The 15,914-nt window shown below is 64.6% G+C and carries 1 protein-coding gene; it reads left to right on the forward strand.

What is annotated here, in order from left to right; translation table 11 throughout:
- The first annotated feature begins 6 nt into the window (after positions 1-6).
- A complete protein-coding gene (locus ABE85_RS26025; RefSeq protein WP_067283731.1) occupies positions 7-15,879 on the forward strand; it encodes a C80 family cysteine peptidase in 15,873 nt (5,290 codons plus the stop codon).
- Positions 15,880-15,914: the final 35 nt, after the last annotated feature.

The raw sequence follows: 15,914 nt of genomic DNA on the forward strand, positions 1-15,914 counted from the left end.
ACCTCCATGACCGTGGAATCGACGTTGTCTCCTGATATCCCCACGACGACGACCACGACCACGGAATCGACGCTGTCGCCTGACATCTCCACGACCAAGGTATCGACCCCGCCGTATCGATTCCTGCCGCAGTTCCTGTCGACGATGTGGGATGCCTCGATGGACGAGTCGGCAAAAATGCTGCAGCCGCATGCCGGCCTCGTGCGAGTGCTCCTGAAGAAATACGGTGACGCGTTGAAGGATCAGCGCGGTGCCTGGAAGCCGGTCGTCGCGGACCTGCAGCGCCTCATCCGCGAGGAGTTCGGGAAGGTCGACGCGTTGAGGGACGGCGCAATGCCTTCCGAGGCGCTTGATCGGGCCGCCAGATCGATGACCGACGCCTTGCAGCACGGCGACATGGAGGCGCTGGGTCGCGCCTACTTCGAACTCGACGAGCACTTCTTCGATACCAACCGCTCGTTCGTCGTGACGGTGAACCCCTCGCCCCATGGGGTGATCGATGCGGAGTCACCGCTTTTCGCATCGAGTGCGATGTATCGCCAGTCGATGCTTGCCAGTCACGAGGCCGCATTCCTGGCCGGCCTGCACCAGGGCGTGCGCACGATCGCGGACGAGCATGCCGATCTGCAAGGCGCTTCGGCGGTGTTGATCGGACAGAGTCTCGACGCGGCGATCACCGAGTCGAAGTTCATCCTTGAAGCCGAGCAGATCGAGCGGCTCCGTCAGTCCGGCGTGCCTTCCGATCAGCACTTCCTCGACGCGATCCGACGTCTCTATCCCGCCATCGGCGAAGCCGCGCAACATGGACTTGTCCAACCCGTCGAGGTGATCTGGACGACGCGCGGCGACGGCGTTGAAGATGTGATGGCCGAACTCTTCGATCAGTACCGTGCCACATCGTCGGATCGGGAAATCCGCACGGTGCTCGGCATGGATACGGTGAAGGGCACGCCGGCGTCGGGGGCGGCCATCGACGAGCAGCGTCCGTTGACCTTCCTCGAAGGATCCCTGCCCGCCGCGGAGCAGCGATTGGACCGTGCCGCGGGAAGCATCGAGGTCCGTTGGCCGGCCACCGACACCGAACCCTCCCGGACGATCACGCTCAAGTTCCGTCCATTGCCGCCGGATGCCACGGAAGACGTGCGGCACCTGCAGGACCTGGATATCCGGTTGCTCGACGAGCATGTGCAATCGCATTTCGTGCGCTGGCCGCGACCCGCCTCGCGCGGCTTTCCGCACGAGATCATTCTGTCCGACGGTCGCATCATGGCAACGCGGCTGCTCCTCGCCAGGCACGAGGAAGAGACAGGCTGGCGCACCAGCAAGGGCGGGGTCCTTCGGGCGATGAACGTCCTCAATGCCTTCTCGGCGCCCAAGACCCTGAATGCCGGGCAGTGGTCCGACCATGGCTATGTCTTCGTCGAGGCGCCGAGGCCCGCCCAGCCGCTGCAGGCGTTGCGCATTCAACTCCAGATGGAAGACGATTGGGCGTCAGTCGTGAACATTGCGTCGGCCCTCCACAGACATCCGGACAACACGGTCTGGATCCGGGCCGGCAGTGACGGCAGCTGGCACGTCGTCCGGGGCAAGGAACTGCTCTCGCATCTGGCACCCGACGTGAACATCGCCATCGAGATCGTCGGCCACGGCACCCCGGTGCAGAACGCCCGACGCATGCAGCTGTCCGGCTATTCGCCGGTACCCTTGTCGCAGCGCGTCAGCGCGTTGATGGCCGATCTGGGCCTGCCTGCCAAGGTCACGAAGGTCACGCTCTATTCCTGCGCGCTGGAAACGCTCATGGCCGCAGAACGCTATTCGCGGACCTTCCTGAACAGCGCCATCGACATGGATTGGATGATCCCCCCGGGGAAGGTGACGGGGTATGCGGAGGTCGTGGGCTCTCATCCCCGGATGACGCAGAAGTATGGGGGGGCGGAGTGGAGATATCACGCGCCCAAGCGGACCTTCGTCCATACCGGCGACGACGATGGCGGGGAGATGGCGAGGCGGGACAAGTACCCGCGTCTCGAGGCGGACCCGACGTTGGTCGAAAGCTATTTCACCGACCTGGGCCAGCGCCGGGACGACGAAGCGTCGTCCGACCCTTTGGCGGACATCGATGCCGTCCGCCCGGAGGGGGAACTCGGCGCTCCGGTTCTGGATCTGGATCCGTATCCGGACGCCGTCGAGCTCTCCAGACGCGCCGTGGTCGAGGATATCCGCTACCAGGCCGGTCAGGCGGGCACGCTGATGGCGGCGTTCGAGGGCCTGGAACATGGCTTGCGGACCTCGAAGATCAAGGCGTTGGCGGGGGATCCGCCCGCCTCGGTCGTCGCGGCGATCCGGCGGGAATTGCTGCTGGTGTATCCGAAGGGTGACGAGAGGGTGGATGTCACGCGCGCGTCCCGGGCCACGAAAGCGATCGCGGAGGGGCTCTGGCATCTGAAGCCCGCCCGGCTGTATGAGGGCTTCGTCGAGATGTCCCGCATGTTCGACCCGGACGCCCTGGTCCCGTTCCATTGGAGCGATCTCCCGAAGGGCCTGAAGGGCAAGGCGGTTCTCCCGTCCCGGATGCTGGCGAAGTACCGCAAGACCGTGGTGATGCCCGCCGCGGAGGTCGCGCTGATGAAGTCCCTCGACGCCGGGTTCAGGACGATCATGAAGCTCGACGGGAAGTCGGCGTCGGCCAATGATCCGTTGCGCGCGGTGGTGGGCCAGCAGACGTCCGAATTCGTCGAATCGATCCTGAGCGGGCGGCCGTTCGTGGTCGATGTCGACAAGCTGCGGCTCCTGGCGCCCGCCGGGCGCAAACGCCCGGCGCAGAGTCTCCCGGTCGACATCCTGGAGGTCGTGCACGGCACGGCCATGCGACTGGCGCGTCAGGGGATCATTCCCTCGCCGATCTACCTGACGGACGCGAAGGTCGATCCCGCCAAGGGCTGGGAGACGTCTCCGAAGGAGAGCAGCGTGCATCGGGGCGATCTCCTGCCGGAGCTGTTGCCGCAACGCAAGGGCGCCATCATGCGTGCGCGTGCGCCGTCCCCGCAGAGCTTCGACGAGACCCGGCCGTTGGCGAGTCTGACGCGATTCATGCCGAACGCGACGCAGGTGCTGGACCGGGAGCGCGGCACCGTCACGATCACCTGGCCGGGAAAGCCGGGCGAGCGGCAGGCCGACTCGGTGCTCCACTTCTCCCCGGCCGGGGCCGGGGCCGATGCCAGCGCCGAACGTCGCGCCGCGCAGACGGCCGACATCCAGGCCCTCGACGAGTTCATCGTTCCCGCATTCTTCGATCTGGCCGACTCCCGGCAGAACAGCATGCCGGCCGAGTTGACGCTGTCCGAAGGCACCTTGAGCACGGGCCGCGCGACCCTGGGCCGACGGGTGGACGGGCGATGGATCCTCGACCATGACGTGCTTGAGCATGTCCGCTTCGTTTTCGGCATTCACGATCGCGGCGGGACGCCGACGCCCGTGTCGAAGTGGGAGTACAGCCTCAGCGACAAGTTCCCGGGGACGGCCGGAGAGGGTCGGAAGCTCGGCGCCAAGCTGCGCCTCCATCTCCAGGTCGAGGACGACCGGGCGATGCTCCGCGGCGCACGTCGCGCCGTCCGGAATCACCCGAACGAAGTGGTCTGGATCCAGGTGGACCGGCTCGGGAATCACGAGATCCGGTACGGGGAAGGCCTGCTGAAGCAAGTCACGCCAGACACGCCCGTCAAGATCTCGATCGAAGGGCACGGGCGGACCGATGACACCACGCGTACCCAGCGCCTGGGAGACTCGACGCCTTCAGAGCTGCTGGAGCGCGTGGCGCCGGTCATCGAGCGGCTGGGGCTGCAGTCGAGGGCCGTCGAGGGCGTGCTCCTGGGCTGTCAGCTGGTCGCACTGTTCGCGACCGGCGATTACGCCGAGGACTTTCTGTCGGAGGCGATGAAACGGGGTCTGTTCCGTCAAGAGGCGTCGCTGGAGGCGTTCGCGGAAAACGTGGTGTTCAATGACGCGGAGAGAAGGGCGAAGTGGACGCGCAGGTTCCGGGGCGATCCCAGGCGAGACCATGAGTCCGGAGCGACGTGGGTCTACAGGATGGACCACGAGAAGCAGGCGATCGTCCGGCATGACAAGTACCCCGCGGGCGACGCCCATTCGTCCGGACTGGACAGCGTCAGGGTCCTCGGCGATGAGAAGCCCTTCCATGTCCGGCCGGGTCGTGCCGGCACCCTGTCGGAGCTGTTCGGCACGCTGACGGCGACACAGGGCAGGAGCGGCATTGTCACGATCCAGACGGGGCCCGCGCCGGACGCCATGGTGACGGCGGTGCGCGGGCGACTGGCCTCGTTGTACGACGTTCTGCACGGCGGGCCGGGGATGGACCTGGGTCCCCATGCACGGTTGATCGCCGACGGCATCTGGCAGAGCAGGCCGGAGAAGTTGAACGAGGCCTTCGCCCAACTGACCGACCTCGCCGGGGACCGCGGGTGGATGTCGAGGGCGACCTGGAGCGGCGACCCGATGGGGGTCGTGGACCGGGTGCGCACGCCCTTGCAGATGCGCCTGAAGTTCGACACGGTCACGACCGTGCCGCTGCCCGACGCCGCCCTCCTGGACGGCATGAAGTCTGCGGTGCAGGCCATGGAAGGCCTGCCCGTGGACATGCAGCCGGACGCGGTCGGGCGGGCCTTCGCCCGTCAGACCCTGTCGTTGACGGAGGCGACGCTGAGCGGGCGGCCCTTCACCATCGACGCGGACGCGGTGTTCCGGATGTCCGGCTCGAAGGCGGCGGGGGACCGCGCGACGCTGGACGTCCTGGACGTCATGCACGGCACGGCGATGCAGATGGCGGGCAGGGACCTGATGCAGGCGCCGATCTACCTCACCGACGGCCCCCAGACGGCGGTGGGCTGGACGACACCGCAAGATGCGGACGGCAGCTACTTCCATCGCGGCGACATCCTGGCGGACATCCTGCCCGAGCGCAGGGCGACGCTCGAGCTGCTGCGGACCCGGCCCGTCGTCGAGATCACCGAGACGAATCCGTTGCCTAGCCTGACCCGCCTGATGCCGCGGGCCCAGCAGACGCTCGACCGTGCACTCGGCACCGTCCGGATCGTCTGGCCCGACGACATGAAGAACGGCCGGCAGGCCGCTTCGGTGCTGCATGTCGAGCCGTCCGATGCCGCGCCTGGAACTCAGGGGCGGCACAAGCAGGACACGGCCATCGCGGCGCTCGACGATTTCATCATCGGCGAGTTCCTCTCGTCGGCAGGCCTGATGCGCAACAGCGTGCCGGCCGAACTGACATTCCACAACGATGAACTGCGCGCCGGGAATTCCCTGCTGGCCAAGCGGGACAAGGGACGATGGGTGCGGAACGACGATGCCTTGCAGGAGGCCGTGGAGATCCTCAATCCGCAAACGCCGCGGTCCAAGATTCTGAAGCCCGCACAGGAGTGGGACGCCGATCTGGGCGGCGCCCTGTCGGGTGTGGTCGCGACGGGCAAGGGACGCCGGCTGCTGGTCCATCTGCAGATGGAGGATGACATCGCCATGCTCAATTTTGCGCGGCGGACCATCCGGACCCATCCCGACGAGACCGTGTGGATCCAGGTGGACCGGGAAGGCGGGCATGTGATCCGCTACGGGGAGCATCTGTTGAAGCAGGCCGGTGCCGAGCTCCCGGTGAAGATCGAGATCAGCGGACATGGCAGCCACGATCCCGCGACGCGGACGCAGCGCCTGTCGGGCTACGGCCATGCGGATCTGGTGGAGCGCGCGAGCGCGGTGATCGGGGACCTCGGACTGATGTCGAGGGCGCGCCAGCTCACGCTCGTGTCGTGCGCGATCGAGGCCCCGCCGGTGGCGGACAGCTTCGGCCGGGGGTTCATGGAGACGGCGATCGCCAAGGGTCTCGTCCACGAGGATGCGTCGATGGTGGCGTACGGCGAAGTGCTAGTCCGCAGGACGGGGCTGCTGGCGGACGCGGAGCCGTCGCGCACGACGCGCATGCATTCGGACGCGGCGCCCACGAAGCACAAGTCCGGCGTGACCTGGATGTTCAAGAGGGATCGCGAGACCCGCCAGATCGTGCGGACGGACAAGTATCCGGACACGGGGACGGCGACCGCGCCCGTGGACGCCGCCGGTGACGAGGACTCGGCATGGGACGGGCTCTCGGAGCATCGGGAGGTGTGGGAGGCGCGGACGCGGGAAACCGTGGCGGAGGGGCTGGCCGGACGCACGCTGAGCATGGATGGCTTCGACGTGCCGATGTCCTTCCTGGCCTCGCTGGGGGCGCAGATCGACGGCCAGCCGCTGACCATGGAGCTGCTGCGATCGTTGGCCGATCTTCCGGGCGATCCGTTCGAGCGTCTGAAGATCGACGCGGATCTTTTTGCGGACTGGGTCACGCTGTTGCGCGACCGGACCGACGGCGAAGTCGCGGATCGGCTCCGGGCCCTGGATGGGTGGATCACCGAGCGGGAGGCGCAGGCCGGGCCGGGAACGGCGTTCGTTGGCGAACCGTCGGCCAAGTCCCGCAAGATCCTCGACAGGATGAAGGTCGCCGTCGCCAACGACATGGAAGAGGACGAGACGACAGAGGCCGGTTGGACCGAGTCGACGGGGGCAGAAGACGCTTCCCGCGGGATCTCGGGGCCCATGTCGCCGGAGGCGCGCGCGCAACTCGAATTGGAAATGGCCGCGATGGGAAAGCGTGCCACGGCAGTGTCGAATTCAAGCCGCGACACCGCCCCGGACAGCCGCTCGATCACCGAGGTGGGGCCGACGAACGATCCGGTCGCCGAGATCGACGGCGAGACCGCGAGAGACGCCCGGCTGATCAAGGCCGTGCAGGGCGATGACGTGGTGATCACGAGCATCCTCGGCGAGGTCCTGGTCCCGGTCCCGGACGGCCAGCCGACGTCCGCCGTGGACGTCAAGGAGTGGCTGGCGAAGCGGGGAATGACCTTCGACGATGTGGCCGACATGCAGAAGCCGAAGGCGCCGCGCGTGGGGGATACGTCGGTGGAAATGATCGCCCGGGAGATCGGACACCGCGCTCGGGACCAGAGCGATGTCGATTTCAAGCGGCTGGTCGCCATGAACCAGGACACCGCGCTCGCCAGCCTGCGCGAGATCGGTGTGATGAGCGCGGACCAGCACGGTCTGCGACTGGACGCTGGACGACTTCAGGCATTCATCGACAGCAGGGATGGTCTGACACTCGCAAAGGCGGGTCGCGCATTCAACAAGATGTCGGACAACGCCTATCGAACGCTTCTGGAGTCGGCGCCGCAAGGGGTCGTCCGACACTTCATGGACCAGCAGCGCAACCTTCCGAAAATAGACGCGACCAAGTTCGAGAAGGTGTTCCACAAGCTGAGCGTGACGGTCGACTTCGTGTACACCGTCCAGGGCATGCTCCAGATCCTGACGAGCTGGGACGAGATGAGCCCCGCCATGCGGGGATTGAGTGTGACCCAGACCTTGAGTGTCGTCATTTCCCCGCTGGCCACGATGTTGGGCCAGGCGCTGGGAACGCTCGGCACGGTAGCTCGTTTCGGGGTGCTCCGCGCTGCCACGACCGGCCTCTCGATGGGCGCGGCCAATGTCGCGTTCTCTTTGGTCGGTGCGGCCATGTGCGGCTTGCAATGGAAAGACTTCCTGGCAAGCGGGCAATCGTTCGACAGCTATGCCGGCAAGTCACTGATCATCAACACGGTCATGACATCCATCGCCGTCGCCATTGCAATCACCAGTTTCGTGATCGGCACGGTCGCTGCGGTGTCTGCCGTGGTCAGCGTTGCCTTGGCGACGGCATCGATGGTGATGTCCAAGGTTGCAGGGCCGATTGCGATCATCATGTTCGTGGCCAACGCCGTGGCCCAGGCGGCGCTCTGGTTCGACACCTTCGGCCAGTACATCCGCGAATCGACCAGCGTCGGCGACCGCGTCCTGGCAGCGTTTGCCAAGGCGTTCGGCTTCTCGACCGATGTCACGTTGAGGGCCGAAGTGGAGAAGGCCGCGCGGGAGGCTGCGGCCAGCCTCTCCAATGCATTGAAGGGTCAGTTCAACGATTCCATGGCGTTCGAGGCTGGCCAATTGGCCAAGCTGGGCTACGACACGTTCATGGTCCCGGAGACGACGCATCCGGTGAAGGAAACAACTTTCTACGATGCCCAAACCACCCAGAAGTACACCTTCTTCCTGCAGCCGGGGACGGCAACGGCCGAAACGTTCCGCAAGGACACCCGTCAGCGGCTGCGTCAGGAACTTCCATCCGGGACTGCTTGGCTGTCGATGGAAAAAGTCAGGGAAAAGCACTTCTTTGCCGATGACGGTTCTCGTCGTCAGCTGTTCCAGGTCGGCAATCGCGCGCACGTGTTTGTGCACGGAGGTGGTAAAGCCGATGTCTTCCAGATGAAGAAGACCGATGGGGCATATATCGATGGGACGGGCGTCTATGACGGGCAGTCCGGCGAAGGCGATGAGGTCCAGATCGATGCGGAGGGTGCGGATCTGAGGATCTCTCCGCGTTGGCCCGGCGCTAGAGTTCTGAAAGTTCTTAGTTACGCCGACGCCGAAGACACTTCGTTGGTGTGGATCTCTCACTTTGTTGTGCGTAATGCTGGCAAGGCTGAGATAACAGGAGACAGCGGAGACGAGCGTTTCGATATCTCGGCGAAGGAAGCGGACATCAAGGGAGGCGGAGGGCGCAACACGTATGCGGTGCGCAAAGGCAATCGGATCGTCTCGACGTCTAACGACGTGGCCATCTGGACGCGTGGTGTCAGCGATGCCAGCGTCGATGTCGGTGAGAGCGCCAAAGCCAGTCTGCTGCTCAAGGTCGACGTGCCGCACGAGTCGCTGTCCTTGCGCCGCGACGGAGCGGATCTGCTCGTGTTCAATGGCAACGAACGGCTGACGCTGAAGCGATATTTCGACCGGCTTGGGTCGTCCAGTTCGGGCACCTTGCCGCCAGTGTCCTTCGTCGACGGGCTCGGCACTGTGATCACCCTGATCAATCCCGGAGTGATCGACGACAAGGTCGTTGCCATGACCGACCTCGCGAAGCACCTGGTGATCAACAGTGATCTCCCGGCTTCGCGAAGGACGCTCTCCGGCGACAACGCGTACAACCGCATTCATCTCTCATCGGGCGCGGGTGACATTCGCGTCTTGCCGATGACGGGCATGCCCATGGACCTGTCCCTGGACATTTCCGCAGAGCGTCTCCGGATGCTGTCGGAGGGGGATGACCTCCTCATCATCGAGACGCCGCCGGCTGATGCCGACGCGAACTTCGCGCCGCTGCGCTTGCGGCTCTCGGGGCAGCGGCGCGCCGCCGTGCACGTGGGGGGGGAGATCCTCACTGTCTGGGTGAAGGAAAGGGAAGCGGGCGAGTCCTTTGTTACCTTGCTTCTTCCGGGGAGTGACCAGCCGGTCGACGGACCTGTGCGCCTCAATGCCGCGCTCACGGAGAACAAGGTCGATGTGAGCGACAAGACGACCGACGCCTCGTCTGCGAAGACGAATGTTGCGGCGTCGATACCCGGTCAGGGGACGGACAAGGACGATGTCATCGAGGCCTGGGAGCTTCCGGAAGGCACCGTCCTGCGCGGCGGCGGTGGGGCTGACACATATCGCATGCGCGCTGGGCAGTCCGTCATCATCGACAACAGCGCAACTGATTCGGCAATGGATGTCCTCGCGCTGGAATTCGAGGGATTGCCCGGGCTCTCACCACTAGGCAATCATCAGTCGTCGACGGCGAGTGATATCGATCGCGGGGACAGGCTGCGTGCGCTCCTGGACGGCATCCGGTTTTCGCGCGCGGGAGACGATCTCCAGATCGAATTGGGCGGCGGCAGGATCACGGTTCTCAAGCACGCGACGACGAGTCAGGCGCGTCGCCTGTCGCTGGAAATCGCGGGCGATCGTTTCGCATTGCCTGTCATCCAGAAGGGTGTGATGGTGCACGAGCCCTCCGGCACGGCAGGGACTGTGCTGGCAACGGCACCGGGGTCACACCTGGTCTTGCCTTCGGATGGCGCACCATGGAACCTGAAGCAGGCGCCGCGAATCGTCCGGATGAATCAGCCCGGCGTGTGGAGCAGGCATGGATCGATGGCGGAGACCAGCGTCGAAGGTGAGCGCGCTTCGACCGTCACGTTGCTGGACTATCACCTGTACCCTCAAGGCTGGCAGCTGTGGGTATCGCAGCCCTCGACGCAATGCGATGTGATGCAGACAGTCGAGTCGGCGAATGCCCAGCCCGAGAAACTCCTGCGTCTTGGCCGCGCGATCCGATCTGGCGAGGACTACAGCCCCCCGCCCGAGGACGTCATTCCCTATCTGGCAGCGCTCGGAATGCCCGAGCGGATCGCGACGCAACTTCACCTCACCACCACGGACCAGCTGCGACGACTGCATGCACTGCTGACCGTCACGGGTGATGGCGGCAAATGGCAATTGCCGACGGCATTCGTCGCGGCCTATCTGGCGACAGGCTTGACGCCGCTGCCTCACCAGGGATCGTTGCTCACCCACCTAGCGTCAGGCAGCATGCCATGGCGGTTTGCCGAGCGAGTCCTGCGCGGCACGCTCACCATGGCGCAACTCGGGGCCTTCGAATCGTGGGCCGCCGTCAGCCTGCCAGGCGAGTGGGGAGACGAAGCACTGGCGGCGTTGAAAGATTTCATCCTGATGCTGGGCGGCGAAGCGCCGTCGGCGAAGATTCCGTCGTTGCTCGCGACCGTGCTGGAGTTGAAAGGACGGCCGTCCACTGTGTCGCAGGAGCTGGCGATGGCCATGCTGGCCGCGGGCACCATGGACGATCAATGGACGGCCGGCATGCTGCAGGCAGGCGTTGTTCACCATGGCGTCCTGTCCCTTCTGTCGAAGGAGAAGGTGTCGCCGCAGGACGTGGTGCTGAGCAATGCCAACCGTCTCCGCTACGAATCTGGCGATCGTTCTGCGCTGATCGCGGTCGACACCTCGCCAGAGTTCAAGAGCAAGCCGACCAAGGCGTACCGGTACACCTTGACTCGCTATCTCAAGTTGGACAATGACGGAGAAATTGATAAAGCTCACAAAGCTCCTGTACCGGGCATCGAGTACGACGCCGTTCCCGGAGTGATCGTCGACCAGAGCGGCGCATCGCCAGAACCGCAATCGACCTATGACGCCTGGAAAAAGATGCACGACGAGAAGAAGGCAGCGGAACACAAGAAGCAGCAGGAGTACAGCGAAAGATCCAAGATGGGGGCCAGCCAAGGATCCTCGAACCAAGTGAACCTCATCGAACCGGCCTTGGACAGGCGGACGTTCTATATACCGCCGCTGTCTTCTGTGGTGCGCCTATGGGACTGGGGATATGCCAAGGCCGAGCCGTATGACGTCGACGGCTCGTGGTGGATGCGATCCACACCCGGAAACCTCGTCGACGGGCTTGAGGGTCGGGACGACATCGTGGCGTGGGAACCTTACGAGCACCTCTGGCTGAAGGACAGGTACATACAGTTCGACTTTGCGCATCCAATCGCGTTGGAGAGCCTGTCGCTGAGTAGCCGGACGTCATTGGGGTCGCCAGTCGAGTTCAACTCCGAGTGGCCCGCTGAGTGGGTGGTTCAAGCGCAGAGCCAGGATGGGCAGTGGATTTCCGTTTCTCCCATCTGGAAGATGGCCAACGGCTATACCAAGGCCCAGCGACTGACTGGCATCGATACGAAGGGCGTCCCGTACCGTAGCTATCGACTGACTGGCGTAGGCGGGGTGTATCCGAAGTGGGTCTGGTTCAGCGAGGTCACCTTCACCACGGCCGAGGCGGGTGCGGCGCCCAAGGCCATCACCGATGCATTGCGAAATGGTGGCTTCAGCGACGAAGAAGCGCGAGGCCTGTACCTGCACGGCCTCCGTGACGAGGAGCAGGCCAGGCGGGCGATCGACCTGCGTCTGCCTTTCGACGATCTGCCGCCGGCTGTCATCATGAAGGACGTGGAGGCGCATCGCCCGATGGGTGAAGCGGCGCGCAAGATCCTGGACAATCTGTTCGACTCCTCGATGGACGCGCGCCAATGGCCGTCCGAACGGTTGCTCAAAGCGGTCCGCTTACGCATGGCGGTACGTCACATCGATCTGCTCAACCAGCGGCTGCCGTTCCTGGACCCCGCGCCGGTCAAGGAGGAGGACGCTGAACACAGCAAGTTCGTCGCCGAGATCAAGACGCTCCTCAGCAAACTGCGCGATCACGTGGCCAAGGGCGGTGACCAGGACAAGGCCGGCCTCCCGGTGATCGATCCCCTGGTCTACAAGCGTGCCCAGGAGCTTCTGGAGAAGCATCACGGTGAGCTTCGGAAGCGCCTGGGAGAGGACAAGGCGGCGCTTGCCACGGTGCCCTGGTCGCTGCACCTGACGATGCTGATGGACGCTGCCCATGACCGGCCACTCATTCTGTCATTGGGGGCCGGAACGTCACCGACGGAGCGTGCCACCGTGGCGGTGATCGAGAACTCCCTCGTGCGGCTGCAGAGCGCCACGGAAGAGGGCTTGATCGGCGTGTCGTTCCTGTCGTTGTGGCGGCCTGTCGGCGGCAGCACGCGCTGGAGGACTAAGGGGGGGGGTTACGGCGATGAACGGATCTACTCGCCCGGTGCCGACCTCGCCGCCGAATTCCGCGCGGCCCGGGCCGGCCAGCCCATCCAGCGCCTGAGGGCGGGCGGCTTCACGCAGATCGAGGCGGAGTCGATGTTCAACAAGGGCGTGGTCAAGCTGAGCCAGGTGACCCAGGCGATCGAATGGCGCAGGCTCTTCACGAGACTGTCCTCGGACGCCATCGCCAAGGACGTGCTTCTTGATCGACCCTTCGATGACGGCCAGCACAAGCTCGTGAACTACATGAGCACGAGACACGCGTGGAAGGAGCATCCGGAGAAAAGCGTCGAGAGGTTCCGCAAGGGGCTCACGAAGGAGCAACGAGTCGGCGTGATCGACGGCCTGCTGCCCAACAGCCCGGAAGGCCTGGTCGACGGCAATCTGACCATGCCGATGGACGACCAGGTGAAAGCGTGGCTGCACGCCGCCCAAGGGAAGAATTCCGGAATCCGCCCTTTGGACGTGAACATCTCGATCGCCATGCGTCTGCTTCTGGCCGCGAGGGGAATCAGCAGCGGGTTGCAGGGAGCCTTGGAGCTGGCCGTGTTCAAGGACCTGCGCCGCTTCGGGAAAGAAGAGGTCACCGAGACCTCTCCGTGGACGCCGCGGATGCTCGGTGGGCTCGTATCGCTGGCAGGTGCCTCTTCGGGCGCGGGCTTCAAAGCCGCCCATTACATCGTGCTCAGCACATATGAACAGCTCCTCGACGAGCTGGACAAGAAGCTCAGGGCGGCGGGGTACTCCGAGGAAAAGGTGCTGGCGGAGCTCCGTCCGAAGTATTTCGATCTTGCCGTGATCCGCGCCGCGCTCAGCGGACAGCAACTGAGGCTGCATGTGCCATCGGGGGAATCGCCGCAAGAAAAGGAGCTCATGACGCTGATCGAGGCGAGACTCAAGGCCTTGGAAGATGCCGAGCTCATCGGCTTCGTCGACGCGACGATCGCCTCGTCGATGCCTCCCAGCAATGAGGCGGTGCCGTGGACGACGGAAGTCGTGGGCGGCAAGACCTGGTACCTATCGCCGCAGGGGCCGCTGGAAACGGCGTGGAACGAAGCCAAGGCCGGTCAGCCCATGCCCCTGTTGAAGTCGGCCGGCTACAGCGAGAAACGGGCGCAAGTGCTGTTTGCGCAGGGCGTCTGCACGCCGGAGCGCGTGGCGCGGGCGATCGAGCTGAGGGAGCATTTCGGCGACCTGCCGACGGATGTCATCGTGAAGGATGTCGAGACGCCGCTCGACAACATCGACGACGCCTGGTACTGGCGTCTTGTCAAGGAACATGCTTCTCCGGATCCTGCGGCGTTTCTGGCAGCCGTCCGCGGCAATCTGGTCAGGCCGCTTCCGGAGGTGGTGCTCGACCCCGGCTATCTGCCCCTCTCGCGTGACTCGTTGCTGAACGTCGACGAAGAGAAGTACAAAGAAGTCAGGGATGCCGTCATCGATCGCCTGTCGCAGATGATGGGCGTTGAACCGGACGCCCAGGGGCGCACAGGTCAACTTGTGCAGTCTCTCCGAGAGCATCGCGAATTGAATCCCGCCATGCTTCGGTCGCAGTGGTGGCACATTCAGCGCGGCCTGCAGGACGCGGTTGACGATACATCGCCCTGGGATCCGGAGCGCCTGCGAGGCATCGTGTCGATCGGACGAGGTGAGGGAGCCGGAAGGGAGATCCTCCGCTCGACTGCCGTCGTCCTGCAGGCGTATGAGCAATATGTCGATCTGCTGGCTGCAGAACTTCAGAAGCAGGGGTGCAGCGAGGCCGAGGTGACCGAAGCCGTCGTTCCATTGTTCCTGCAACTGGCCATGTTGCGCGCAGTCGCCAGCGGGGAGCCATTGCGTCTGCATGTGCCGGTCAAGGGGTCGCCCCTGGAGTCGACGATCCGTCGCGTCGTCGAGCGGGAGCTTCCCCTGCTGGAAGTGGCCAGGCGCGATGGCGCCATGGATATCGCCATTGCCTCCTCGCTTTCGCCCGGTGTCGAGCGGCACAAGTGGACCTCTCATGAAGTGGAGGGCAAGTCCCTGTATGTCTCCTCGAACGGGTCCCTGGAAGTCGCTTGGCGCGACGGGATCCTGAACGATCCGTTCAATCGTCTTGCAGCCGGTTCTGGCGACGACGAGGCGCGGTCGCTGCATGACGGTGGCATCCAGACGATCGACCAGGTCGACCGGGCGATTCAATTGCGCAACTTGTTCGGCGAACTGCCTTCGGAGGTAGTGCTGCAGGACGTGCTTGGCAGCCCGCCCCTCACCCCGTTGCAAGCCGTGCTGGGCGCTCGCCTGGGCAAGCTCCTGCACGCTTACCAGATGGACGCGCTCGGACTTGTCCGGGGCGGCTTGGGTGACATCGCGCCGCTGATCCTGATCAGCGATGCACTACGTGTACAGGGAATGCTCAGCTTCGTTTTCGATGAAAGACTCAGAAGCGCCCGTGCCGCGAAGTTTCTCGATTGGCTTTCCAGCACGCAAGGTCCCGGGTGGTCGTCCGACAATGCTGCCGTCCTTGCGCTCGCTGATGCGATGGTTTCCGCTGCCGGCGGACACTGGCAATCTTTGTCTCGTGCGCTCGCCATCTCCCGGGGTTTGAACCTCCTGCACCTAGGACAAGCCCGTGTCGCCGACGCCGAGAACTGGATGCCCGAATTCGTGAGCCGCCACGCGAAGCTCGTCGCCGCAGGTGACGTCGGAGTCGCCAGGGACATGGCTGCGTCGGACTACATCGTCCTGCAAGGGTACAAGCGTCTCCTGGACGGGCTGTATGACGAATTCCTGAGGGATGGCGTTCCCGAGGAATCCATTTCTTGTCTGTACGACTCCTACTTCCACCTGCAAGTGCTGCGTGCCGTCGCGACGGGGCAGCGCGTCGAACTGCATCCGCCGCAGGGCGACAACCGTCGGGACCGTTCCTTCCGGCAGACGTTCATCGATCTTCGGCGCTCATTGGAGAAGCTCCAGTCGTCGGGATTGCTCAGGCTCGACCTCCTGACCGAGGTCTCCCAGCTTGTGGGTGAAGAAAAGCCTGCTTCCGATGCGCCAGCCCCATTGGCTCAGGGGGGCACTGCGCACGCCGAAGAAAGCGCCTTGGACGACGCCGGGAGCGGTTCGATCCGCCAGGCCAGCCTGCTCAAGCAGGCGATGTCGTCGTTGCAGGACGAAGGTTCCGGCGGCCCCAGTGCTTTCGGTGTTTCGGAGACGCAGTCCAAGCAGGTGACGCTCGCCGGCCAGGCGACCTGACGCGCTGACTGCGCCATGGCGCCGCCGCCCGTCAG

Source organism: Mitsuaria sp. 7, from assembly GCF_001653795.1.
Classification (GTDB): domain Bacteria; phylum Pseudomonadota; class Gammaproteobacteria; order Burkholderiales; family Burkholderiaceae_C; genus Roseateles.